The organism is Chitinophaga sp. (genome assembly GCF_017745275.1).
GTDB lineage: Bacteria > Bacteroidota > Bacteroidia > Chitinophagales > Chitinophagaceae > Chitinophaga.
The window spans coordinates 289373-314753 of the sequence record NZ_JAGHZS010000003.1 but is presented as its reverse complement, the minus strand read 5'-3'; the positions used below and the strand labels follow the sequence as shown (position 1 = coordinate 314753).

At 44.0% G+C, this 25381-nt stretch carries 14 protein-coding genes; 3 read left to right on the top strand and 11 right to left on the bottom strand.

All coding sequences use genetic code 11. The features are described 5' to 3' along the window. Positions 1–30: 30 nt before the first annotated feature. Positions 31–1413, bottom strand: coding sequence for an aldehyde dehydrogenase (locus J7623_RS10760; protein WP_291920039.1), 1383 nt, complete (start codon positions 1411–1413; stop codon positions 31–33). Between the two features lie 107 nt (positions 1414–1520). Between J7623_RS10760 and gatB the strand changes: the two genes are divergently transcribed. Both gatB and J7623_RS10750 read left to right on the top strand, forming a co-directional pair. Continuing rightward, complete coding sequence (gatB, locus tag J7623_RS10755; RefSeq protein ID WP_291920036.1) at positions 1521–2969, top strand: Asp-tRNA(Asn)/Glu-tRNA(Gln) amidotransferase subunit GatB; 1449 nt, start codon at positions 1521–1523, stop codon at positions 2967–2969. 69 nt (positions 2970–3038) lie between these two features. Continuing rightward, a complete protein-coding gene (locus J7623_RS10750; protein WP_291920033.1) occupies positions 3039–4193 on the top strand; it encodes a TlpA disulfide reductase family protein in 1155 nt (384 codons plus the stop codon). Positions 4194–4271: 78 nt separating this feature from the next. Here J7623_RS10750 and J7623_RS10745 read toward each other — a convergent pair whose 3' ends face one another. The 9 genes from J7623_RS10745 to J7623_RS10705 all read right to left on the bottom strand — a co-directional run bounded on the left by J7623_RS10745 (position 4272) and on the right by J7623_RS10705 (position 23590). Beyond that, positions 4272–5747, bottom strand: a complete 1476-nt coding sequence (locus J7623_RS10745; RefSeq protein WP_291920029.1) for a RagB/SusD family nutrient uptake outer membrane protein — start codon at positions 5745–5747, stop codon at positions 4272–4274. 11 nt (positions 5748–5758) lie between these two features. Next, entirely contained in the window at positions 5759–8920 is a 3162-nt protein-coding gene (locus J7623_RS10740; protein ID WP_291920025.1) for a TonB-dependent receptor, read from the bottom strand. Positions 8921–9532: 612 nt separating this feature from the next. Next, on the bottom strand, positions 9533–10048 hold the full coding sequence (locus tag J7623_RS10735; protein ID WP_291920023.1) for a hypothetical protein: 516 nt from the start codon (positions 10046–10048) through the stop codon (positions 9533–9535). A gap of 23 nt (positions 10049–10071) precedes the next feature. Beyond that, complete coding sequence (locus tag J7623_RS10730) at positions 10072–11811, bottom strand: SusD/RagB family nutrient-binding outer membrane lipoprotein (protein ID WP_291920021.1); 1740 nt, start codon at positions 11809–11811, stop codon at positions 10072–10074. A 26-nt stretch (positions 11812–11837) separates the two neighbouring features. Continuing rightward, positions 11838–14996, bottom strand: a complete 3159-nt coding sequence (locus J7623_RS10725; protein ID WP_291920020.1) for a SusC/RagA family TonB-linked outer membrane protein — start codon at positions 14994–14996, stop codon at positions 11838–11840. Positions 14997–15299: 303 nt separating this feature from the next. After that, positions 15300–16703, bottom strand: coding sequence for a RagB/SusD family nutrient uptake outer membrane protein (locus J7623_RS10720; RefSeq protein WP_291920017.1), 1404 nt, complete (start codon positions 16701–16703; stop codon positions 15300–15302). 19 nt (positions 16704–16722) lie between these two features. Further along, positions 16723–19749 (bottom strand): TonB-dependent receptor, encoded by a 3027-nt coding sequence (locus J7623_RS10715; protein ID WP_291920015.1) that lies wholly within the window; start codon positions 19747–19749, stop codon positions 16723–16725. A 488-nt stretch (positions 19750–20237) separates the two neighbouring features. After that, positions 20238–20927 carry an IS1595 family transposase gene (locus J7623_RS10710; protein WP_291920014.1) on the bottom strand — a complete coding sequence of 230 codons (690 nt, stop codon included), beginning with the start codon at positions 20925–20927 and terminating at the stop codon, positions 20238–20240. Positions 20928–21178: 251 nt separating this feature from the next. Further along, positions 21179–23590 (bottom strand): MMPL family transporter, encoded by a 2412-nt coding sequence (locus J7623_RS10705; RefSeq protein WP_291920012.1) that lies wholly within the window; start codon positions 23588–23590, stop codon positions 21179–21181. A gap of 220 nt (positions 23591–23810) precedes the next feature. Here J7623_RS10705 and recO point away from each other — a divergent pair, with 220 nt between their 5' ends. After that, on the top strand, positions 23811–24548 hold the full coding sequence (gene recO, locus J7623_RS10700) for a DNA repair protein RecO (protein ID WP_291920009.1): 738 nt from the start codon (positions 23811–23813) through the stop codon (positions 24546–24548). Here the strand turns inward: recO and J7623_RS10695 are convergent. Further along, positions 24513–25340 (bottom strand): UDP-2,3-diacylglucosamine diphosphatase, encoded by an 828-nt coding sequence (locus J7623_RS10695; RefSeq protein WP_291920006.1) that lies wholly within the window; start codon positions 25338–25340, stop codon positions 24513–24515. The genes recO and J7623_RS10695 overlap by 36 nt on opposite strands. Positions 25341–25381: the final 41 nt, after the last annotated feature.

The following is a 25381-nucleotide window of genomic DNA, read 5'->3' as shown; positions in this document are numbered from 1 at the left end:
TTCAATAGCTTTTGGCTTTATACTTTCCGCTTATTTCATGATCATCCTCATCAGTTTCAGCTTATTCTTAAACGGAGGATATTTCGTAGGTACATCCAGCCAGGTGCCTGTTTTGAGCATTCCTTTCTGGTGTGTAAACGTATCGAAACTGTATTTACCGTGATACTTGCCCATACCGCTGTAACCCGCACCACCAAAGGGCAATTCAGGATTGGTAAGATGCACTAATGCATTGTTCACGCAGCCTCCGCCAAAACGCACTTGCTCTATCAGCATTTTTTCTGTTTTCTTACTGTTCGTAAATACATACAACGCCAGCGGATAAGGGAGTTGTTTAATGGCCTGTATAGCCTGGGATAAATCCGTGTAAGTAAGAATAGGTAATACTGGGCCGAATATTTCATCCTGCATCACCGGATCGGTCCATTCCACATCATCCAGCAGGGTAGGGGCAATATATAGTTGATCGCGGTTGGTTTGGCCACCGTGCAGGATATGTCCTTCTTTTAAGTAGGTAGCTACCGTATCAAAACGTTTGCTATTAATCATGCGGGCATAATCGCCACTGGCCGCGGGATCATCTCCAAAAAATTCTGTAATAGCGGCTTTTAATGCTGTCACCAGTGCTTCCTTAACATTTTGATGCACCAGCAAATAATCGGGCGCCACACAGGTTTGGCCGGCATTCCAGAATTTGCCCCAAACAATACGTTTAGCTGCTACATTTACATTCACTTTTTCATCAACCACACAGGGCGATTTACCTCCCAACTCCAGCGTTACCGGCGTCAGATGTGGAACGGCCATCTCCATAATTTTTTTACCCACCGGAATACTGCCGGTAAAAAACACATGATCGAAGCGGAAGCTCATCAACATGGGAATCACTTCCATGCCATCACCAGGAACAACCGTAACATAAGCCGGATCAAAAGTATCGGCAATTAAATCGGCCACTACGGCGGCTGTATGTGGAGCCATCTCCGAAGGCTTAATAATAGCACAATTACCTCCCGCAATAGCACCCAGTAATGGGCTGATCAGCAACATAAACGGATAATTCCAGGGCCCAATGATCAGGGTGAGGCCGAGGGGCTGTTTATATACCCGGCTGCTACTGGGATAGGTGACAAAGGGAGAGGTAACCACTTCCGGTTCCATCCACTGTTTGAGCCCATCTAATATATAGCTGATTTCCTCATATAAAAATCCTACCTCGCTGCCATAGGCCTCCATCGGATGCTTGTGCAGATCGGCATGCAAGGCCGCAATGATTTTTTCTTCGTATTTCTGAATGGCTTTTTTCAACTTTTTCAACTGGGTTTTCCGGAAAGAATACGGAAGTGTGGCGCCAGAGTCGAAATACACCTGCTGCGCCTGATAAAGCTGACTTACCTGGGCCTTACTGATCATAGGGAAGCTGTTTTAGTTGTTCCTGACTCAATTTAGGATTTTATTGGCACCAAATAGCCTGAAATCACGGCATTATTTGAATATATTTGTGGGAATCAGCATGGAATATGAGCGACATATACAGCAAATATGAAACAGTAATTGGGTTGGAAGTACATGCCCAGTTGCTTACTGAAAGTAAACTATTTTGCAGCGATAGCGCAGCCTTTGGCGGCGCGCCTAATACGCATATCAGTCCTATTACGATGGCACATCCGGGCACTTTACCCCGCATGAACCGTAAAGCGGCAGAATATGCCATCAAACTTGGCCTGGCCTGTCATTGCGAAATTGAGAAGGATAACTATTTCGCCAGAAAAAACTATTTCTACCCGGATTTGCCCAAAGGCTACCAGGTATCCCAACATACGGCGCCCATTTGTAAAGGCGGCTATATTGCCATTGTTACAGATGCGGGTGCCCGCCACGTGCAGTTAAACCGCATTCACCTTGAGGAAGATGCCGGTAAATTGCTGCATGACCAGGATCCTTACAACAGCTATGTAGACTATAACCGTGCGGGCGTGCCACTGGTGGAAATAGTGACCGAACCGGACATGCATAGCAGCGATGAAGCCTATGCCTATCTGACTGAAATGCGCCGGCTGGTACGTTACCTGGGCGTATGTGACGGGAATATGGAAGAAGGGAGTATGCGCTGTGACGCCAATATCTCCGTTCGGCTGAAAGGCAGTACCACACTGGGTACTAAGGTGGAAGTGAAAAATATGAACTCTATCCGCAACGTAAAGCGGGCCATAGATAATGAAGTAAAGCGGCAGATTGACCTGATTGAAGGCGGCGGCACACTGATACAGGAAACCCGCAGCTTTGACGCCTCCAACGGCAGCTCCTTTTCCCTGCGCTCTAAAGAAGAAGCTAATGATTACCGCTACTTCCCTGAGCCTGATCTGGCACCATTCCGCCTCACCGATGCTTTCATTGACGGTATCCGGGCTACGCTGCCAGCGCTGCCGGAAGAGTTGATCCGCAAGTATACTACGGAATTTGGCTTGCCGGAATACGATGCCCGCGTGATCTGCGATGATAAATCTACGGCAGATTATTATGAAAGCCTGATTGCAGTAACTGCACAATATAAGGCAGCCGCCAACTGGATGCTGGGTCCGGTGAAATCCTGGCTGAATGAAAATTCGGCGGATATCAGCACATTCCCGGTAACACCAGCAGCACTGGCCGCCCTGATCAGCCTGACAGATGCCGGCAAAGTAAGCTTCTCTATCGCCTCTTCCCGCATATTGCCGGAAATGATACAGTCGCCCGCCGACCCGATGGAAATAGCTACCAGGCTCAATTTATTACAAGACAATAACGCAGATAATATTGCTCCCATCATAGATGAAGTGCTGGCTAAATATCCAGACAAAGTAGCCGCTTTCAAAGGGGGTAAAAAAGGCCTGATGTCCTTGTTTGTAGGAGAAGTAATGAAGCTCTCCAAAGGCAAGGCTGATCCGCGTCTTACTAACGAATTACTGGCCGAAAAGCTGAAGGGCTGAAAAACCATTATTTATAATTAACCTATATTGAGTAGCATTGGTCAGATGAATGTTCAAAAAAACAACAGCATGAAAAAACACTTATTATGGATTTCCGCCGGGGCTTTCCTGGCAGGATGTGCCGGGCAAACGGAAAAAGGAGCTTTTAAGATAGACGGGCATTTTAGCAATCTTCCATTAGGTCCGGTGGTACTGGAAGAGCTCACCCTGGATAACGTGAAAGTGGTAGATTCTGCCAATGTGAAAGATGCCAGTGGAAAATTTTCACTGAAAGGGATGGTCGCAGAACAAGGCCTGTACCGCATCCGCTTCGACAATGGCAAGTTTGTATTGCTGGCGCTCGATGCTGGTGATATGAAACTGGATGGTGATATAGATAAACTGGAAGAGGTAAAAGTAACTGGTTCCGAGCCTACCGCCGAACTGCAACAGTTTTTAGGCGATATCAGCAAACAATCTATTTCACTCACGGAAGAAATGCGTCAGCTGGACAGCCTGCACGGGGCCTTGCCAGATAGCGTATTCCAACCTAAGCTGGCGGCTTTCCAGAAAAAAGAAAAAGATTTCGAGAACAGTTTCTTCCTGATGGCCGATAAAACAAAAAATCCCGCCAATGCGGTATTTGCGATTAGCCAGGTAAGAAACCCGGAAGAAATCATAGCACACAAACAAGTGTTCACCAACCTCACCACCCGCTTTCCTAAGAATACGCTGGTGAAAAGCATGACCGATAAAATTGCAGAACTGGAAAAATCACACCAGGATGGCGGCAGCGATGCAGCCGGTGGCGAAGAGCCAACCGCTGTTAAAGTAGGCCAGGTAGCACCTGACTTTACCTTGCCTGATCCTACCGGTAAAATGATTAGTCTCAGTTCCTTCCGTGGTAAATATGTACTGGTAGATTTCTGGGCCAGCTGGTGCGGTCCATGCCGCCAGGAAAACCCGAACGTAGTGAAAGCTTATCAGCAATATAAAGGCAAAAATTTCACCATACTGGGCGTATCACTGGATAAAACAAAAGATAAATGGCAACAGGCAATTAAAGAAGACGGCCTGGCCTGGAACCATGTAAGTGATCTTAAATTCTGGGATTCTGCTGTAGTGCCACTATATGGCATCAATGCAATTCCTACTAATTTCCTGCTGGATCCCCAGGGCAAAGTAATTGCTGCTAACCTGAGAGGCCCTGCGCTGGAAGCGAAGTTACAAGAGGTACTGAAATAAGGTATTCATCTTCATAAACAAAAAACCTCACTGGAAATATCCAGTGAGGTTTTTTTATACAGGTGTTAATCACAATTATTATGGGTTCTGTACAATCTTAGGATTCGCATTTAACTCATCCTGAGGGAACAGCCATTGCCATCTTGCATCGCCTGCTGGCAGCTTCAATACCAATGCCAGGGCAGCGTCATGGTTAGAACCACTCCTGTCAACTGATTCGTTTTTACGTTTCAGGTCAAAGAAGCGGAAGCCTTCACCCCACAGTTCAAGGCGACGTTGGATAGATATTTCATCTTTCAGTGCCTGACCTGTATTGGTTGATTTTACATAGCTATTATCACGCGCACTTACCAGTGTGAATAACGCATCCGCCGCTTCAGCATCTTTTGATTGCTGTGCTTTTGCTTCTGCATCAATCAGGTACATTTCAGCCAAACGCATGTAAGTAACATCACCCACACTGCTGCTAGGTCCTTTAGCCAGGAACTTCTGGTTCATGTAAGGATATTTCTTGAATGCCTCAGTAGGCACAGTAAATTTCTTACCTGTAGAATCCCACAGTTGAGCACGAACATCTGTTGCCTTTAAATTAGCATACAGCGTTTTGCTGATTGCTTTTGGATTACTACGGATATTGGAAGAACTGAAGTTCAAAGACATGTAAGCGAAGAATCCATTGAACGCAGTAGTCTGATCATCAGTTGGACGGCTGGCCCAGATCCATTCTGCGTTGTCAGCATTGTTAAATCCTCTTACATATTCTGTGGTACCCATCAGCTTATAACCACCTTTGTTAATCACTACTTCTGCATTGGTAGCAGCACCAGCCCAATCCTGCATCGCTAAAGCAACGCGTGCTTTAATACCATATACAACAATTGTATCAAAGTGAGATTTAGAAACACGGGAATAACCGGTCATATTGGTTAACGCATCGTTCAGGTCTTTATTTACCTGGGTGTATACGTCTGCTACAGTAGCTCTTGGTTGTGGCTCGATGGTGAACTTAGTCATCAGCGGTACACCTGCCTGTGTGTTAGATTTAGTGGCGTCATAACGCTCTCCAAATAACTGTACCAGTTGAAAATGTGCCCATGCTCTATAAGCCAGCGCTTCACCTTTGATAGCTTTCTTATCGGTGTCACTGCCTGGTATGCCGTCAATTCTGTCGAGGATATTATTGGCATTTGCAATGATCCTGTAATAGAAGTAGTAAACAAATTTCAGGTGTGTTGCACTGGTGTTACGATGCATGGTCCATTGGTAGGAAGCATTCCACCAACCGTTACCCGCACTGGTCATCACCAGGTCTTCTCCCATCATATCTGCGTCGATCATAATGGTAGTCTGACCAGTTTGATCCTGGCTATCATAATCTTTGTACATCGCTCTGTGAATACCATTCAAGGCAGCCCATGCGCCCTTCATGTCAACAAACACATCGCCTACTTCCACCGCCTCGGTAGGGCTGGTGTTAAGATAATCTTTTTTGCAGGACGTCAGCGACACGCCGGATACTGCAAAAGCAATGAATATATAAAGTATCCTTTTCATTCTTTCAAATTTTAGAGTGTAATGTTCAAACCTGCACTGATGATACGAGCTGGCATGTATACGTTCGAAGTAACACCGGTAAAGGCTTGTGCTACGTTCATTCCTTTACGTGCACTGAAGAGTGCCAGGTTTTCACCACTCAGGAACACGTTGGCTGCGCTCACGTGTGCTTTGTTAGCAAAAGCTGTGGGAACGGTATAACCCAGTTTTACTGACCTGATGTTCAGGAAAGAGGCATCAGTCAACCAACGATCTGAAGTGGCAGCATTGAAGTTGGTAGTCTGGCTCTGGTCCATACGTGGTACGTCTGTAACATCACCAGGTTTCTGCCAGCGTTTCAGAATGTCTGTATGTAAAGCCTGTCCATAGCTACCCGCATTCATCAGAGATGCATAGGTTGCGTCATATATTTTACCACCCACCTGGAAGGATACCAGGAATGACAACTGGAATTGTTTGTAGTTGAATGTATTGGTGATGCTACCATAGAATTTAGGGATAGCGCTACCAGCATAGTGATACTTAGCGTTATTAATGTTGGTAGTTACAGTATCCCCATTTTTCATTACACGAACACCAGCACCGGTACCGCTAGCGGCAACATATAATGCAGCACCATCAGTAGGATCCACTCCATACCAGTCACGTAACCAGTAATCATAGATAGAGTGACCAACAGACAGTTTCTTGGTGCTATTGATGATTTCTTTCTGTGGCAATTTGGTGATTTCGTTTTTAACGGTGCTCAGGTTCAGATCTACTGTCCAGCCAAAGTTTTTCTTACGGAAAACTTCACCTGTTAACTGCAGTTCCACGCCTCTGTTCACCATGGTACCAACGTTCACAGTTTTAACATTAATACCGCTGGAAAGTGGTAATGGTAAATCGAATAACAGGTTATCTGACTGACGGCTGAAATATTCGATGCTACCGGATAATCTGTTATCCAGGATAGCAAAGTCAACACCTACGTCGAAGCTTTTATTAGATTCCCACTGAATATCTTTGTTACCTAATTTGGTAAAGAATACTCCTGGTTCCAGTGCGTTGTTATAACCCAGTTTATAGAGTGTTTGCCATCCAAAATATATTGGCGTTACTACACCGTTGGCATCTACTTCCTGTACGGCATCATTACCTGCAGTACCGTAAGAAGATCTCAGTTTCAACATATTAACCCAACCGGCATTATGCATGAACTCTTCTTTATCCAGACGCCAGCCAGCACCAACGGAGTAGAAGTTACCCCAGCGGTTGTCTGTATAAAACCGGGAAGTACCGTCACGACGAATAGAGGCAGATACGAAATACTTCTCATTGTAATCGTAATTCACACGGGAGAAATATCCTTCTGTTCTATACAGTCTTTTGTAAGAATACAGGTTATTAGTAGTCGTAAAATTATAGAGTTCGGAATTACCCAGAATGATCTGTGACTGACGTTCACCATAGAGTTGATAAACAGTTTGGTCATAGTTCTCGTGACCTACTAACACACCCAGTGTATGAGCACCAAAGCTTTTGTTATAGTTTAATAACTGGTTCAGTGTGTAGCTGCTGGTTTGAGTATTAGTACGGGCACCCAAACCACCTGGAGCACCATCACCTATCAATGTGTTCCAATAAGTATTACCCCTGTAGTTAGCGATATCCACGCTCAGGTTGGTAGTAAACTTGAAGTCCTTGAGGAAGGTGATTTCGCCAAATGTTCTACCACTGAGAACATTGCGGGTGAAAGAATTATCATTCAGCAGGTTTTCAGCAACTGTATTACGGCCCTGGGACGCACCAGCGCCACGTGACCCACCCGCATCAAAAATTCTGTTACCATCTTTGTCCAATATGTAAGCACCGGTTGCATCATGTTGATATACCGGATAAATTGGTCCGATGTTACGGGCAAAGAAAATGGGATTTACATAAGCAGTACTGCTGGTAACATCTGTCTGGTTTGATTTTACAAAGGTACCTGCGATGTTAACACCGGTTTTGAACCAGCTGGTAGCCTGTGTATTTACGTTCAAACGGGCGCTGATACGTTGGAAATCAGAATTGATCACATAACCCTTATCGCTCAGGTAGTTCAATGAAGCAAAGTAATCTGTTTTCTCTGTTCCACCGCTGTAGTTGATACCATATTCGCCACGGGCACCAGTACGGGTAACCGCTTTTTCCCAGTCCAGATCATCCGGATAGAGCAATTTCGCATTAGGATTTAATACACCATTAGTATCAACAATTGCATTGTCAGCTACATTGAATGGATTGTATCCCAACATATCTTTGATGCTTTTTGCACCAGCTACGAGGCCGGAAGCACGTTTGTTAGCTACATCACGTGCGACGCCACTAGTTACTAAAGCATTGCGCTGTGCTTCCCACATAATGGGATAGTATTGTTGTGCATTCAGCCTGCTGTATTCAGGAATACCACGGCTGTTGAAGCCTTGTACAGCGGTTACCTGCAGTTGATTACGTCCGCTTTTTCCTTTCTTGGTAGTTACAATCACCACACCGTTAGCTGCACGGGAACCGTAGAGGGAAGAAGAAGATGCATCTTTCAGCACAGAAATGCTTTCGATGTCAGCTACGTTCAAGCTGCTCAGGCTACCAGAGTAAGGTACTCCATCCACTACATACAAAGGATCGCTGGAAGCATTTACAGATCCAAAACCACGGATACGGATAGCTGGGCCATCACCTGGCTGACCACTTCCCGCGTTGGTTTGGATACCAGGAGCAGCTCCATCCAATGCAGAAGCAACGTTTGAAATTGACCTGGTAGCAAATTTCTTGCTATCGATTTGAGTAGAAGCACTGGTATTGGAGCCTTTCTTAGTAGTACCATAAGCTACTACCACCACTTCACTCAGTGCTTTCTCATCAGCACCCATCTTTACGTCAATGCTGTTTTTCCCGGAAGTAGCTACTTCTTTAGAGGCAAAGCCTACAAACGTAAATTCCAATACAGGATTACCAGATACATTCAGGGTGAATTTACCATCCCCGTTAGTAGTGGTACCAGTATTGGTATTTTTGATTTTAACGGTTACACCCGGCAAAGGTGCACCATCTTTGGCATCAGTCACCCTACCGGTGATTGGCCGCGTTTGGGCCAGCGCCTGAACAACGCTGATGGCCGCAATAAGCAAGAACAATACTGCTTTCTTCATAAGCGATTTAGATTTGAAATAATTGTTACTACAGCTAAAGATCCATTACAGGCATAGCAATTCCATTAGGCATCCTACCTTTATTTTACGCCGATATATTTATGTGAAATAACAAACGCCACGTGTATAACCAACGTAGCGACCTACTTTACAGTACAGCAAATGTTATCTCATAAGCAATTCAAAAAATAAACAAGTTAGCCAGAGTATTATGGCGACAGGTACGCCTTAATAGCCCGTTAATTTTAATTAATCATGGTAATACAGAGAGATCGCAATACCTCCGGAGAAATAAATTTCCCGCCGGAATGCTATCCCAGGCTTACAAGTGATCACCTCAATAAATTCTAAAATGGAAAAAGTTTGTTGTAACTAGTTCCCCTAAGCAAAAATGTCCTACAAAAAAAACGCGTACGTTAACACCAATTAGTTCATTCAGTTGTAACACAGAAGAAAACATCGTGGTTGTCGATGGCGAAATTTCCATGTTTAACGCAAATTTAACGAAACCATAACGCCACAAAATAACATGTTCGTGTTACTATGCAAAATAAAAAATAAAAAAGCCGCCTCAATATGAGGCAGCTTTACAACATTAATAACCAGTTTCAATTATCTGTCAATCTTATATGTCACCTTTAAACTGGAGCCGGTATAGCTACTCGCATCCGGACCATAGGAGGAACCATATGGATTAAATATCGGTACCATCAGCCCATTACTCATGAACACATTAGCGCCTATTTCAAACGTGGTACCATTGGGCAGCGTATCTGCCTTAGCGCCAAACAAGTCGGCCAGTTGCTGTGCAGTTACGGTAAAAGAAGTAGGGTAGGTAGTTACATCTGCCTTCAACACTTTTACATTTGTATATACTTTATTCAATGCTACTACCACATCCATTTTCTTCGGCTGCTCCTTATCAGCGAAATAAAGTCCTACACTGAATTTGCCCTGAAAAGTAGCAATATCACTAATCGTAGTACTGGATCCTTTATCTGCTTTAACCAAAGGAAGGGCCGCGCTTTTTGTATCATCAGGCAGCCGCGGATTCTGATCTTTCTTGCATCCGGTCATTATTATTCCGGTAAGCAACGTTGTTATAATAAAAGCTGTTACTTTATTCATAGCATAATTTTTTTCGACAACAATCAATTCTTATCCCAGAACACCGGGTAATTAGATGGTATTTTCTGTTTCGGTGCATTTTTATTTACGTTCAGATCCAAACTACTCCATGGCAACGACAGCGGGTAATTAACACTCAACGTTACCGGTACTGCCGGCTGATTTCCGGAAATAGTAGGATCACCTTTTAAAGGCGGCTGGAAGAATCCTCCAGGCGCCATTTGCGGATTTCTGGGATCGAAAAGAACAGGATAACCGGTTCTTCTATAATCCGTATACTGATCAACACTGCTGCCAAAACTTTGAATCCATTTCTGAGTCATAATGATTTCCAGTTTTTTTGCCGCCGTACCTGCATCATATTCAGCCAGCACCTTTGCTGTATAAGCCGCTTCATCAGCGCTTCCTGCAATCACCGGTACTCCCTGTTGTTTGGATGCCAGCGTTACTACATAATCCACTTGCTTAAATGACTCTGCCATCGCTTCTACCAGTCTCGCTCTTGCATCGCCGGCCAACACACCTGCCGACATCAACTCCGCTTCAATGTAAAGCCGGTCTGCATAAGTCAGCATTCTGAATGGAGCCGCACCGGTTGCCATAGAGGCATCAATACTGGCGGTATCGTCTACTGCCTGATATCTTCCCCCTACCGGATAAATCCCAAATATAGTCAGGGATCCATCCTGTCCGAAATTTCGATTTACACCCACAGATCCAAAAGCAATGGCTACAAATCCACTATCCCGATAATCTGTAGCATTTTCTGCTGCATCGTTATAATGTAACTGCTCATAGAAATAATATGGAATTCTCGGGTCCCTGTTGTTGGTAAAAATATTCTTATTATACCCTCTTAATATTTCATAAAACCAGGGACTCATGTAGTGAGAACGCTGGGTGGCAAAGTAATCGTTATAGCCGGGATTACGGTCATCCGGAGTAGTACTTCTGCCGTAGTAAAACATAAAACCTTCTGCTGTTTTACTGATCATTTTATTTTCTGCTTCCAATGCAGCCACCTGCGTAGAAACATTCTGTACTAACCTTACCTGGTTATACAATTTGAGCTTGATAGTACGGGCCAGATTAGCCCACTTATCTACATCTCCACCATAGAAAAGATCATCACCGGCAGGCGTAAGCAGGTTGGGAGCACTCACCTTTAAATTAGCGATACCCTCATCCAGTAATGCAAATAATTTAGGATAGATATCTGCTCCTTTATCATATTTAGGATACCGGATACCATTAGGCACACCATTTACCAAAAATTGATTCGCTTCTGAAAAAGGTACATCTGCAAAAGCATCTACAAACTGACTGATCGCATATGCCTTCATAATTTTTGCGATCCCTACGTACACCATATTTCCATTGGCTGTTCCCTGGGAAATAATGGTTTCCACATTCTGCAAAGTACCCAATACATCAGACCCAACCTGTGCCTGTGAGCTGCTGTACATATCGGTCCAGGAGCCCGTAAGGTTAATATCATTTCCATCAGAACCATATTGATCAGGATCTTCTCTTACTACCACCTGGTGCATGTATACCGACAGTACCTCTGTTAATCCTCTTGCGCCTCTGTTGTCATTGGTAAATCCCAATGCGTAGGAGAGTCCCTGCTCTGCTGCTGTTAGCAAACGATTTTCCGATGTTTTGGCAGCGTAGTTGGGATCTTTGTTTATATCCAGGAAGTTTTTAGTGCACGCCGTCAATAATATCAACGTCCCTAAAAACACATATATCGATCTTTTCATAAATTCCGGTTTTGACTTGTTGATAATTAGAAATTCACTTTCAGGTTAATACCATACCTACGGGTGGTAGGTGCACTGGATAATTCAATTCCCTGGGTGGTGGTATTACCAAAGCTGTTGGTTTCCGGATTGAAGTTGGTGTACTTTGGAAAATTAGGCGCTACGTACCATAAATTCCTTCCTGTTAAAGTAACCGTTATACCACCAATCGGTGTTTTGTTAAACCAGTTTTTCGGAAGATCATAACCTACTGTCAATTCACGGAAAGTATATACGGTAGCATCAAATACATTCCACTCGGTAGCTGCGTTAATCGCAAATGATTCTCCAAAATACATTTCACGCAAACTGATGCTGGTGGTATTGGGTATTTTCTCTCCTTTACTATCCAGGATAGGCTTACCCGTATTCGCATCTCCATAGAAACCTGGTATTACATAACCTGCTTCGCGGTCTTTCGTATCCTTGGTTACACCGCGGCCCATCAAGCTAGTGGTGGTTACAGAATACATATCACCTCCTTTGGTCAGATCAAACAAGGCGTTCAGGAAAATACCTTTATAGTTGAAACCCATATTAACCCCTGTTTTGAAGTCCGGGTTAGGATCTCCAATCATAGCTTGTTCAGGATTCCTGATCAATAAACCTGTTTTTGGGTTGATCAGCAGGTTTCCCTGATCATCGCGGTAATCCACCGTTCCTCTCAGGTAGCCGAAAGGCTTTCCTGGCTCCAGGTAGGGAGATATGGTATTGAGTACATTAAACAACGGGATTCTTTCTACACCTGGTAAAAGCGATACCACTTCACTTTTGTTTTTAGTGAATACCCAGTGTATGGTCCAGGTGAAATCTTTCGTTCTTACAGGTACTACATTCAAATCCACTTCTATACCCTTATTGGATATTTCCCCGAAGTTTTCATAGAACTGTGTAAATCCGGAAGAACCTGGCAGGGTGATAGGAGCAATCTGGTTAGAAGATTTCCTGCTATACCAGGCGAAATCCAACGCGATTCTTCTTTCAAAAAATTCGAGTGTTGTTCCTACTTCCACGTCTCTTGTGAACTCAGGTTTGAGGTTAGGGTTATTGGCAGTAGGTGATTGAATTACCCCCGAAACGCCCGTGATAGGGCTGTTCAACCGGAAAATATTCTGTAGTGAATACGGATCAGCGTCTCTACCTACTTTTGCCCAACTGGCGCGGATTTTACCAAAGGTGAGCACATTGCTTTTTAAGTCAAACGCCTGTGTAAATACAAACGATCCTGATACACTTGGGTAGAAATAACTTCTGTTATTAGATGGGAGTGTGGAAGACCAGTCATTTCTCCCTGTAACAGAAAGGAACGCCCAGTTTTTGTACGCAAATTCAAGGTCTGCAAAGATACCCCATAGTCTTCTTTGAGAATACAGCCCTCCGTTAGGTAACACCGTTTTGGTATTATCCAGTGTATAAACACCTGGTGATACAATTTCATTTCCCAGGAATAATCTATCACGAGAAGTACGTTGGTTTACGTTATGGCCAACAATGGCTTTGAAATCGAAGTCCTGGTTTCTGAACTTAGGTGTGATGGTACCAATGAGGTTGGATTCTATTTCCTGGTACTGGTAATTATCTTCTATTATTCTACCCAACCCTTCCGCAGCACGTGATCCGATGTCGGTTATTTCGCGTCTGAAAAGGTTGTTGGTATTGGTTCCTATCTGGTAGGAAAGTGCTAACCAATCGGCTACCGTATAACCAAACTTAATACCTGCTACATACCGGTCGGTATTAGTAGTGATGGTATTGTGCCGGAATGACCATAGCGGGTTATCGAATTGGGTGCCGATAGGAGTGATAGAACGGTCATTGGCATCATGGTCGGGTAGTCCGGCAATATTCCAGTTCCTGGCCAGGAAGAGGTTTCTGGCAAAAGAGGAGGCAGCGCCATCCACCTGGTTTTCACCAAACGGGCTACCTACCTGGTTACTGCGGGAATAAGAAAATTGTGCACTGATTGTTAAACCCATATCAAGTTTGGTTTGTCCACCCAAACTCAAACTACCCCTGTTGAAGCTGGAGCGGGGAACATATCCATCCTGGCTCAGGTAAGAAGCAGTTATACTCAGGGAACTTTTTTCTGTGCCTCCATTAGCAGAAACAGAATTTTCAAACATCGTTCCTGTTCTGAACAAATCTTTTACGTTATTAGGATAGGCTCTATAAGGTGTTTGTCCGGTAGAAGAAAATAATTCCGGATAGGCGCCCAGGTAGTCAGGCCACGCAGGGATAGAATCCCGTGTACCAAACTTTGGTCCCCAGGAGCCATTGGCATTGGAATATTTAAAAGAAGATCCGGCGCCATAATCATTTTGATAATCGGGTAAGCCCGCCACTTTTTCAAATGCCAGCGAAGAGCTGTAAGAAACTTCCAATCCTTTTTTGGTTCTGCCGGCACTACCGGATTTAGTAGTAATTACAATAGCGCCATTGGAGGCTCTTGATCCGTACAAAGCAGCCGCAGCAGCTCCTTTCAGCACGTTCATAGAGGCAATGTCGTTAGGATCAAGAGAAGACAATCCACTGGAATAAGCACCACCGCCGGAAGTTTGTGCGGAGGTTGTTACCTGGTCGTTGTTATATGGAATACCATCCACCACTATCAGCGGCTCATTTTTTCCAAAGAAAGAAGTATTACCGCGGATGTTGATGCGGGTGGCAGCGCCTGGTGTACCCTGAGAGCTCCGGATATCCACCCCAGCCACTTTACCCTGCAAGCCCTTTAACATATCTGGCTCCGACTTTTGTAGAATCTGATCTGGCTTTACCTGCGTGAGAGAATACCCTAATGCCTTTTCATCTCTCTTAATACCTACGGCAGTGACTACAATTTCACCCAGTTGCTTTTTGTCGGCTTCCAATGTGATATCAATCACATTGTTCGATCCAACCAGCGATTCTTTAGTTAGGTATCCTACGAATGAAAAAACCAATGCAGCCCCATTATCAGCAGCAATTTTATAAGTACCGTCACCGGCGGTAAAAACACCTTTGGTGGTGCCTTTTACCACAACTGTTACCCCAGGCAGCGCGGAGCCGTCTTTTGCGTCAGTAACCCTTCCAGTGATCGATCGCGTTTGTGCAAATACGTTGAGAACGCCAGTACACAAAAGCAGCCATAGAAGTAGCTCTTTTTTCATAAGCGGTTTATTTTGATTGACAAGAAAGCAGTTAACGATTTTTAGTTATAAAGAATATAGTAGTACATGAAGTCAACACATAAAATACAATCAGCTATTAAAACAATAGCTGCATATAACAGTATATAGATACTTACTAAGTAAAGGTGATAACACGTGATTATTTGGAAAAGTTGAATGAGATGATAAGAATGATTACATATATTTCACACACATATTTTATTTACAATATGTAAATTTAACCTATAAAAAAAGGAGGATACCTAACGGCATCCTCCTTTCATTTGCAAAAACATCAATTATTTATTGGCCATAACCAGGATTCTGTTCAATTGGATTAGTATTCAATTCCACCTGGGGAATAGGACAGATAGCAATCGGAGAAGTAGCTCCAATAGTACAAGGCGCTGCTATTTCCAATGTGCTGTGACAGAAATTACGCACCACATCTTTACCATTTCTCAGGAGATCGAAATAACGATGACCTTCAAACATGAATTCTTTTCTGCTTTCAGTCAGCACGTTATCCAACACATCACCATCTGCAACACCGGCTAATGGAGTCAGACCTCTTTGTGCTCTCAGGGTGTTCAGATCGCTGATGGCATTAGCGGATTGATGCAGGTGTGCATATGCTTCTGCACGAATCAGGTACATTTCAGCCAGGCGCAACAGCTTAGGGCTGTGCATACCGGCAATACTTTCCTGCCCCGCAAATTTCAGGTTAGTTCTTTCGCCAGTGCTACCGTCTGAAAAAATACCGATCAGCTTTTCCCGTACATCGGTAGCGGTAAAGGTATTGTACAGGTCTGGAGATACACGTACATCGCCATAACCAGGTTTCAGATACATCATACCAATGTTATCGGATCCCAGGTCTTCCGCTGTTCCCACAAATCTGAGTGTAAAAATTTCTTCGGAACTGCCAGGTGCATTATAAAATGTAGGGATGGCATTTGCCGGTACTAATGAGAAGCCTCCGTTGATTACTTTTGTAGCTTCATCAATAGCCGCCTGATCATCTCCTTTAGCTAAATATACTCTTGCCAACAATGCAGATGCTGCATACTGGCTGGCGTGGTACTTAGTGTCTGCACCTACATTTACCAGCAATTTTTTAGCTTCTGTCAGGTCAGTAATAATCCTGGTGTATACATCAGCTACAGAACTACGTGGTGTTTTTACGAGCTCAAATTTCAAGTTAACCGGTACACCAGGCTGGCTGCCATTAGTGTTGCGATAAGGTTTCGCAAACATATTTACCAGGTCTGAATAAGCCAGTGCACGGATGAATAATGCTTCCCCTTTTGCCACGTTTTTCTTTTCCTGGTCACCCTCAACAGCATCTACACTATTGATGATGTTATTAGCCCCCAGGATAGATTTATAGGCCGTTTTCCAGAAGTCTGCTACATCTGCATCCTGTACGTTGTATTCGCGCTTAAAACTGGATATAAAACGGTTACTGTTTTTAGCTGCCAGGTATACGTTATCACCGCTCAATTCGGTCATCAACCAATAGTTACGACCGTAGTATTCTTTCTGCTGCAATGCATCGTAAGTACCAGCCAAAGCAGATTGTATTGCCGGCAAATCTCCCAATGCGTCTTCTATTGGCAGCGAGTTACTTGGCTTCAGATCCAATTTACCGGAACATGCCTGTAACAGGGTAGCTGCCGCAAATATGCCTATGATATATTTTTTCATGCTGATTATCCTTTTAAAATTACAATGTGATATCTACTCCAAAGCTCACGCTCTTGTTAACCGGGTATTTGAAGAACTCAAATCCATCATAACCGATTTCCGGATCTACACCAGAGTAGTTAGTAATTGTCCACAGGTTAGCGCCCTGAACATACACGCGCACACCCTGTATTTTAGCTGCTTTTAACATATTGGCAGGCAGGTTGTAGCCTAATGTTACGTTACGGAGCCTGATGTAAGAACCATCTTCTAGGTAGCGGGTAGAAGAGCCATTGGAAGATTTATTACCACCAATCACCGGTTTAGGACGGTCTGCTTTCTGACCGGCTGTAGTCCAGTAGTTCTGGCCGGCTTCTACGTTGTAGTTCCAGCCAAAGCGGCTACCATCTGCGTCTCCATATCTTTTGGTACCATTGAAGATTTCGTTACCCTGGTTTACATAGAAGAATGCAGACAGGGAGAATCCTTTATAGTTAACGGTATTGTTGAAGCCCATGGTAAACTTAGGCATAGTGTTACCAAAAGTTCTGTAGTTAGCCTTGTTGATATTGTTGGTGGTTTTACCATCAGCAGTATACCACAGCGGATCACCGGTTGCAGGATCTACACCCGCCCATTCTCTCAGGTACCAGGTATATGCTGGCAACCCTTCTTTCAAAATAGTATTGGTATATACGGTACCTTCAAAATCTTCAAAGTTGTTGATAGGCTCGTGGTTGTTCAGTTGCAGCACCTTGTTACGGTTCAGTGCAAAGGTAACATCGGTAGTCCAGGTTACTTCTTTAGATTGAATGTTCACAGAAGATACAGTGGCTTCAATACCACGGTTCCGGATAGTACCTACGTTAGCTGGTCTGGAATCCTTACCAATGGAAGGAGGAACGGGAACATTCATCAACAGGCCGGTGCTTTTCTTATTGTAAAGATCAACAGAAACGGTGAGCCTGTCTTTCAGGAAGCCCATATCAACACCAACGTTGGTATTGGTACTCTTTTCCCAGGTCAGGTCCGGATTACCGAGGTTATCCAGGTAGCCACCCGGCGCGCCGTTGTAGCCTACATTGTATTTGTACAATTGCATCCAGGTGTAGTTACCGAAGTTGGCGTTACCGGAAGTACCATAGCTGGCTCTCATTTTCAGGTTGGAGAAAATATGCTGCGACTTCATGAACTCCTCATCAATTACGCGCCAGGAAGCTCCCAGTGCATAGAAGGTACCATACCTGTTGTTTGGACCAAAGCGGCTGCTGCCATCTCTTCTGATGGAACCTGTCAGGTAATACTTATTGTTGTAAGTATAGTTCAACTGACCGAGGTAAGACACAAAACGGTAATCATAAGAATTTCCGGCTACAGACTGTGGAGTGGAAGTAGCATCCAGCACACGCAGTTTACCATTTGCCAAACCAATACCAGATGCGTTGAAGCCATCAAAGTGAGTAGGCACATATTCCATTAATGCCAGGTAATCAAACTGGTTTTTTTCACCAATATTGAAGTTACCGGATAAGGAAGTTTGTGAAGTAATGGTTCTGTTGGTTTGACTGCCTTCGAGTATACTTCCGCTCTTGGAATTATCCACTGCGTTGAACGCGTCGGCGGTAGTTGGATCCTGGAAGGATTTCTGACGGGCCATGATCATATCAGCAGAAATATTCTGCGTGAATTTCAGCCAGTCGAATATGCGATAGTTCAGGAACATTTTGCCTAAACCACGGAAGTTATAGTTATTGTTGGTGTTCAGTGGAACGGAGTACAGGAAGTTATCTCCGGTAGGGGAGTTAGCCCATGCATCTTCCAGGCCGGTGTATAGCTTACCGTTAGGCTGATAAGGATTCAGCATCGGAGAGTTGGCAAAGCTTGCCAGCAACGGGCTGCTGTAACGGTTACCTGCGCCTGCGTTGTTAGCATCGCTGTAAGACAGGTTCAGGTTCATACCGATATCCAGGCGATCGTTTACTTTGTGTTGAATGTTAGACACTACAGAGTAACGTTTCAGGCCTGAGTAAATCAATGCACCATCCTGGCTGAAGTAAGCACCGGAAATGTAGTACTTGGTTTTATCGTTTCCTCCGCTGGAAGAAATCTGGTAATTCTGAGTGCGGCCGTTCTGGAAGGCAGCATCTCTCCAGTCGAACATATGATTCAGTAAAGAATCCGGATACTGTGCTTTGATATCTGCTTCTGACACGCCATTTAAGCGTAGTATGTCTTTCTCGTAGTTGAAAGCCTGCTGACCGTTCATCTGTTTCCATTTGCCGAAGCTGGGAGAGTTGAAGCCATATTGTGCTTTGAAGTTGACATTGGAGGTACCCGCTTTACCTTTTTTAGTGGTGATAACGATTACACCGTTACTACCTCTGGAACCATACAACCCTGTAGCAGATGCATCTTTCAACACATTCACGCTTTCGATGTCGTTAGGGTTCAGGTTAGCCATGATGTCGCTGCTCTGTGTTTGGTTATCGTAGTTGAACTGGCCATTGTTAACAATGATTCCATCAATTACGTACAGCGGACCAGCGCCGGCGCTCAATGAACCTACTCCACGAATGGTTACTTTCTGTACGGAACCTGGTTGTCCGGAGGAGGAAGCAGATACTACGCCTGGTGCGCGTCCCTGCAGGATCTGGTTAACATCCGGCATAGGTACGTTCTCAATTTGTTTGGAACTTACTTCTGCGATGGAGCTCACCATCTTTTTACGGTCAACCTGGGTGTAACCGGTTACTACTACTTCGCTGAGTTGCTTGTTGTCGGCTTCCAGGCTGGCGTTTACTACTTCTTTGTTGGCAGGCAGTTCTTTCACCATGTATCCTACAAAGGAGAAGGTGAGTACGGCGTTGCTGTTGTCTACGGTAATTTTGTAAGAACCATCCGGAGTGGACACAGTGCCCTTGTTGGTTCCTTTGATCTGAATGGTTACTCCTGGTATAGGCGAACCGTCTTTACCATCGGTAACTCTCCCCGTTACAGTGCGGCTTTGCGCAAAGACCTGTCCGCCCAGCAATAGCACGGACAAGAGGAGAAATAACACTTTCCTCATAAGCATGATTTTGTTGTTTCCTTAACCTTAAAAAATAAAAATCCATATCAAGGCTATAAAGCCCTAATTCAATAAGTTTCCGTCAAATAAGAGAGTTGAACTAAAATGTAAGCTGGAATAACTTTTAATAGCGGAGAGCTGGCAAAGTACTGTATAATACTTTTAAAATAATTAACCATTGAGCTACTCTATTGCGATTTCATCAATAAAATTGCATTAGAAGTAATCAACTTCTTCCTCATAAGCAGTTTCCTTAGCAAATTTTCAACCGGCATCAAATATAACTAATCTTAACAAAAAATTAAGCTTGGAAAGTTGGTGATAACATACGGATAACAACTTTTTAACACTTTGTTAACTTATAAAAACAAAATGTAATACGTATAGAAATGAGAATAAACAAGCGGCAAGATTACCGCCTGTACTCATCAACCAAAATCTAAATCGAGATTAATGTTGCCCCACATAAAGTGGGGCACAATACCTTATCAGGAAAGGGTAAGTGGATATGTTTTTAACAACTCCAGCAATACCATAAACAGATCTTCATTACGGTGATTAAACCGGTATTCACACTCTTTCAGGTGCAAATACGCTGTATTACGGTTTAACCCCTTAAACTTAGCCAACCGGTGTTTGGTTAAGCCCCAGAAAGCATCTACATCATCCATCTGATGGGTATCAGAGGTTTGCCCCAATCTATACAGGCGGTACTGACCTAAATCCACCAAACCATTAAACCGGCGCAAACGTTCTGATGCACCCTGGGTTTCCAATACGGAACGACCGCGGGTAGCAGCATGAATCATGGAACGGCTTACATCTGGGAGAATTTCGGTGTGCAACCTGTCTGAGGATCTACAGATGCCAAAAATTACTGGCTTAACAATCCGGTCAACTTCCGGTTTTACGGCCACCAGCGTGTCGCTGTCGTGGTCCGGGGTTAGGTCACTGGGCCTGCTGTCATAGGTTAAAACAGGAACAGGCGCAGGATGCTGCGTTTCACAGTAGCGGGCTATCTGGTGTCGAAGCTTTTTCAGATAACTGTTTATCGTTACCCTGCTTACACCGCTGATATTGGCTATCTGGGTCGCAGTCAGATCATCGGCAAACAGCCGCAAGATCTCCTTAAATTTGCGCTCAGATAAATGAGCGCCCTTTAAGTACTTATTTTTCATGAACTATGTGGTTAGAATGGCATTATAAACCTCATACTTTTTCATTATAATCCACCCCCCTTTTTTACAAGCGGTGAAAAGGGCTTTTGAATGCTGTCTACTAGATTATTTCAGGGCCATTTTTTGTCCATTTTAGCTAAATATTTAGCAGCCCACTGCGGATTACAGCCAATAACAAAGCCATCGGGGTAAACAACTGCAGTAAAACTGCGGCGGCTTACCCCGATGGCTATAATTTTTATGTAGGAAACCTATTCTTTATCGCTGATACCCAACTGCCCAATGTCAATATCCTCTTCTTCATCCAGCGTTTTCCATAACTCCTTCTTTTTCGCTTTCTTCAACAACGCTTTCTCCATCCACAACAACAACGCCGGTAATATCGTCAGATTCGTAATCATGGCCACCACCAACGTCAAAGATGTTAACCATCCCAACGCCTTGGTACCACCAAATTCTGAAAAACTGAAAATCATAAACCCTGCAAACAAAATAGCAGAGGTATAAATAATACTCAAACCCGTTTCATGAATGGTTTGTTTTACCGTAGCACTGATATCAAAATCATGACGCGGCAACTCCTGCTTGAAGTTCACCAGGAAACGAATAGTAACGTCAATGGCTATCCCTAATGCCACACTGAACACCAGTACAGTAGATGGCTTCAGTGGCACACCTACCCAACCCATTACACCGGCTGTTACTATCAATGGAATAATATTGGGAATAAGGGAGATAATCAACATCCTCCAGGAACGGAACAAATACAACATACACAGCATAATCAGCACAAATGCCAATACAATACTTTCCATTAACCCATTAATAATAAACCGGGTTCCCTCCTGGAAAATAACACTGGTACCGGTAAATGTAACCTTGTAATGTGCCGTATCAAATATCGCGGCCACCTTAGGTTGCAATGAATCCAGCAATAACGGCAACTTCTGGGATCCCACATCTTTCATATTTACACTCAGTCGCGCTACCTGCTTGGTGCTGTCCATAAAAGACGACACCAGCTTCGAAAACGTAGACGCCGGCCCCGCCGCTGTACTTGCCCCTTTCATCCGCAGATAAGGCGCCAGGAAGCCCAGGTCAAATGTGTTAGGCACCGCATAGTTGGAACTATCCCCATTATAATACGCCTGTTTAGCAAACTTGATACCTTCCACTACCGACAATGGACGACCGAAATCAGGCTGGGAAGCAATCAATTGTGTTAACTCATCCAGCTTATTCAGGGTCTGTAAATTCACCACCCCATTTTTCTTTTTGGTATCCACCGATATTTCCAAAGGCATAACACCCTTGAAGTTGGTTTCCAGGAACTTCAGATCTGTATACAGCTTATCAGTATGCGGAATATCATCCAGCATATAACCTACCGACTGCAGGCGTCCCATACCCAATATAGACAGGATTACCAACACCGTACTAACTCCGTATACCCATGGCCGGTACTTAAACACCAGCGTATTTAGAAAATCCAGGATAGCACCAAAGAAACGATTATCCAAGTAGGTGGTATGTTTGCTCTTAGGCGCTGGTAAATAACTTAGCACAGAAGGGAGGAAAATAAAAGAGATCAGGAAGATGAACATAATATTCAATCCCGCTACTACCCCAAACTCTTTCAGGATGGCACTGTTGGTAAAACAAAATACACCAAAACCAATAGCAGCCGTGAGGTTGGTGAACAACGTTACAATACCCATCCGTTGTATCATGTGCACCAGCGCCCTTGTTTTATTGGCATCCCTGGCATACGCTGTATGATACTTACTCAGAAAATACACGCAATTCGGAATTCCGATCACTACTATCAATGAAGGAATCAACCCTGTCAGCAAAGTAATTTTATAGCCCATCAGTACAATAGTACCTACCGACCAGATCACCCCAATAGCCACCACAATCATCGACATCAGTACAGCCCCAAACGAACGGAAAAACAGGAATAAGATCAAGCCTGTTAACAGAAACGATATTTTAAGAAACAACTTTAACTCATCTGCCACCTTAACAGCCATGGCTGTACGAATAAGCGGCAATCCGCTCAAACGTACTTCTGTATGCTGCTTCTCCTGGAAGGCATTGGCCAGCTTTGTAATTTCTTTCACCACTGCTGTACGCTTCGGTGAATTAAATACATCCTTGTTTACATAAATAGCCATGAGATAAGCATGGGTATCCGGATTGTACAACAGGCCTTTATAAAACAGCAGGGTATTAAATGTTTTTGCTAAACTATCAATCACTACCTGGTTAGTCAGATCTCCCTTGAACAGCAAGTTCGCTTCCAGCTTTTGTGTGCTGTCGTTCTTCACGAGGTTGATCGCCATAGGCACACTCATGATGTTTTCTACTGCAAAAACATTTTTCATGTCCTTGTTCAACTGAACATAGTCCTTGAAAAAATCTGCCTGGAAAAACTTATCGGTTTGCACAGCGAGCATAAGCACATTCCCATCTCCCCCAAACTTTTTCTTAAACTCCTGGTATTCAAGAAATTTCGGATTATCATGCGGGATGGTAGCCACATAATCATAAGACATTTGAACCTTACTGGCATGATACCCCATAAAGCCGGTACCGGCAAGCAGTAAAAGAAGAAGCAGTAATCTATATTTTAGCACAAAGCCTGCTAAACGTTGCCACATAAGGATTTCCTTTTTTAATGGGCGTAAAGGTAATTAAAATAGCTATTAGCTGTTAACCAACAGCGATGAGCCGGCTGGTTTTAGCTACCAGTTGCAGGCTTTTCACTTTCAGCCGGAATACGGCCTATCTTGCTTTGGCCAGATATGTCCCACTTCACTAACGCAGTTTGTATTAACTTGCACTCCTGTTTCCATCATCATATAAAGCGCCCATCGTTCAATGCTTCATAAAACACGCGGCATCGTATTACGCACGGTCAGGTATGGAGATACCAGCCTGATTGTGACTATGTTTACCGAACTTTTTGGAGTTCAGTCATACATGGTAAATGGCGCGCGCTCGTCCAAACCCAAAGCAGCCAAAGGAAACCTGCTGCAGCCAGGTAACATCCTGGAACTGGTGGTATATCACAATGAAATCAGGAATCTGCAACGGATATCAGAATTTAAGCTGGCATATATCTATCAGTCTATACACCTGAACGTGGTGAAAAATACGGTAGCCTTATATATGATAGAGCTGCTACAGAAGTGTTTGAAACAACCCGAACAACAACTGGATCTTTACTACTTCACAGAGCATACCCTGCAACTGCTGGACGTATCAGCATTACCGGTAGTAGCTAATCTTCCTTTATATTACACGCTAAAAGTAGGGGAGCAGCTGGGTTTCCGGCTCAATGGACGCTTTTCTGAATACACGCCATATCTCGACTTACAGGAAGGCACTTTCACCGACTTACCTCCGCATCACAGCGATCACCTGGACGCACAGAACAGCGAATTAACCGACCAACTGTTCCAATGCACGGAAGTACAGCACCTGGCGGCAATTACGATGAATAAAGACAAAAGAAGAAAATTGCTGTATGCTTACCTGGATTTTTTCAGGTTGCACTTACCTGATTTTACAGAAATGCACTCACCGCCTATCCTGCACGAGATCCTGGACGCCTGATCCGGCAGCTCTGGCAGCTTGTTCGCCCGCATCCGTAAAGAACTTCAGAGCCACGTCGTTCCCGTCGTAAACAGCATAGGAGAAGTAATTCAGCCAATCGCCCAGGTTGATATAGCGACTGTTATCAGACAGGGTAATATCAAGGGGTAAATGTCTGTGTCCGTATATGAAATAATCGAAATGCTCTTTTTGTAATACTTCTTTACTGTAAATAGCCAGCCATTCATTTTCTGCGCCGAGGAAGTGTTCCAGTTCCTGCCCCGTAGCTGCGCGGCTTTTACGGCTGAAGTAATTAGCCAGGGAAATGCCCCATGCCGGATGCAGGGAAGAAAACAGCCAGCGGCAAAATGGATTCCTGAATACTTTTTTAAGCATTTTATAGCCATGATCGCCGGGACCTAATCCGTCGCCATGACCAATATAAAACCGTTTCCCACCAATGGTATAAGTTTGCGGCTCATAGTACACCGGGATATTCAGCTCATCTTCAAAATATCCATTCATCCACATATCATGGTTCCCGATAAATACCGAAATACCAATTCCTTTATCACTTAAAGCGGCCAGGCGGCCCAGGATGCGGGTATAGCCTTTGGGGATGACATGTTTGTATTCAAACCAGAAATCGAAGATATCACCTACCAGGAAAATATGTTGCGCATCCGGTTCTATCTCGTCGAGCCATTGCAGGAGCACTTTTTCACGCTCTCTGCTGGCCACAGCATTGGGTGCACCGAGATGAAAATCAGAGGCAAAATATACTTTCTTATTGGCTGGTAAGAGGATGTCCATTGCTTTAAAAACTTTTAGCCTTTAGCGGGTAGCTTTTAGTA

Excerpts from the sequence above, each read along its gene's own strand:
- J7623_RS10760 (WP_291920039.1), bottom strand. The coding sequence starts at position 1,413 with ATGATCAGTAAGGCCCAGGTAAGTCAGCTTTATCAGGCGCAGCAGGTG.
- gatB (WP_291920036.1), top strand. The coding sequence starts at position 1,521 with ATGAGCGACATATACAGCAAATATGAAACAGTAATTGGGTTGGAAGTA.
- J7623_RS10750 (WP_291920033.1), top strand. The coding sequence starts at position 3,039 with ATGAAAAAACACTTATTATGGATTTCCGCCGGGGCTTTCCTGGCAGGA.
- J7623_RS10745 (WP_291920029.1), bottom strand. The coding sequence starts at position 5,747 with ATGAAAAGGATACTTTATATATTCATTGCTTTTGCAGTATCCGGCGTG.
- J7623_RS10740 (WP_291920025.1), bottom strand. The coding sequence starts at position 8,920 with ATGAAGAAAGCAGTATTGTTCTTGCTTATTGCGGCCATCAGCGTTGTT.
- J7623_RS10735 (WP_291920023.1), bottom strand. The coding sequence starts at position 10,048 with ATGAATAAAGTAACAGCTTTTATTATAACAACGTTGCTTACCGGAATA.
- J7623_RS10730 (WP_291920021.1), bottom strand. The coding sequence starts at position 11,811 with ATGAAAAGATCGATATATGTGTTTTTAGGGACGTTGATATTATTGACG.
- J7623_RS10725 (WP_291920020.1), bottom strand. The coding sequence starts at position 14,996 with ATGAAAAAAGAGCTACTTCTATGGCTGCTTTTGTGTACTGGCGTTCTC.
- J7623_RS10720 (WP_291920017.1), bottom strand. The coding sequence starts at position 16,703 with ATGAAAAAATATATCATAGGCATATTTGCGGCAGCTACCCTGTTACAG.
- J7623_RS10715 (WP_291920015.1), bottom strand. The coding sequence starts at position 19,749 with ATGAGGAAAGTGTTATTTCTCCTCTTGTCCGTGCTATTGCTGGGCGGA.
- J7623_RS10710 (WP_291920014.1), bottom strand. The coding sequence starts at position 20,927 with ATGAAAAATAAGTACTTAAAGGGCGCTCATTTATCTGAGCGCAAATTT.
- J7623_RS10705 (WP_291920012.1), bottom strand. The coding sequence starts at position 23,590 with ATGTGGCAACGTTTAGCAGGCTTTGTGCTAAAATATAGATTACTGCTT.
- recO (WP_291920009.1), top strand. The coding sequence starts at position 23,811 with ATGCTTCATAAAACACGCGGCATCGTATTACGCACGGTCAGGTATGGA.
- J7623_RS10695 (WP_291920006.1), bottom strand. The coding sequence starts at position 25,340 with ATGGACATCCTCTTACCAGCCAATAAGAAAGTATATTTTGCCTCTGAT.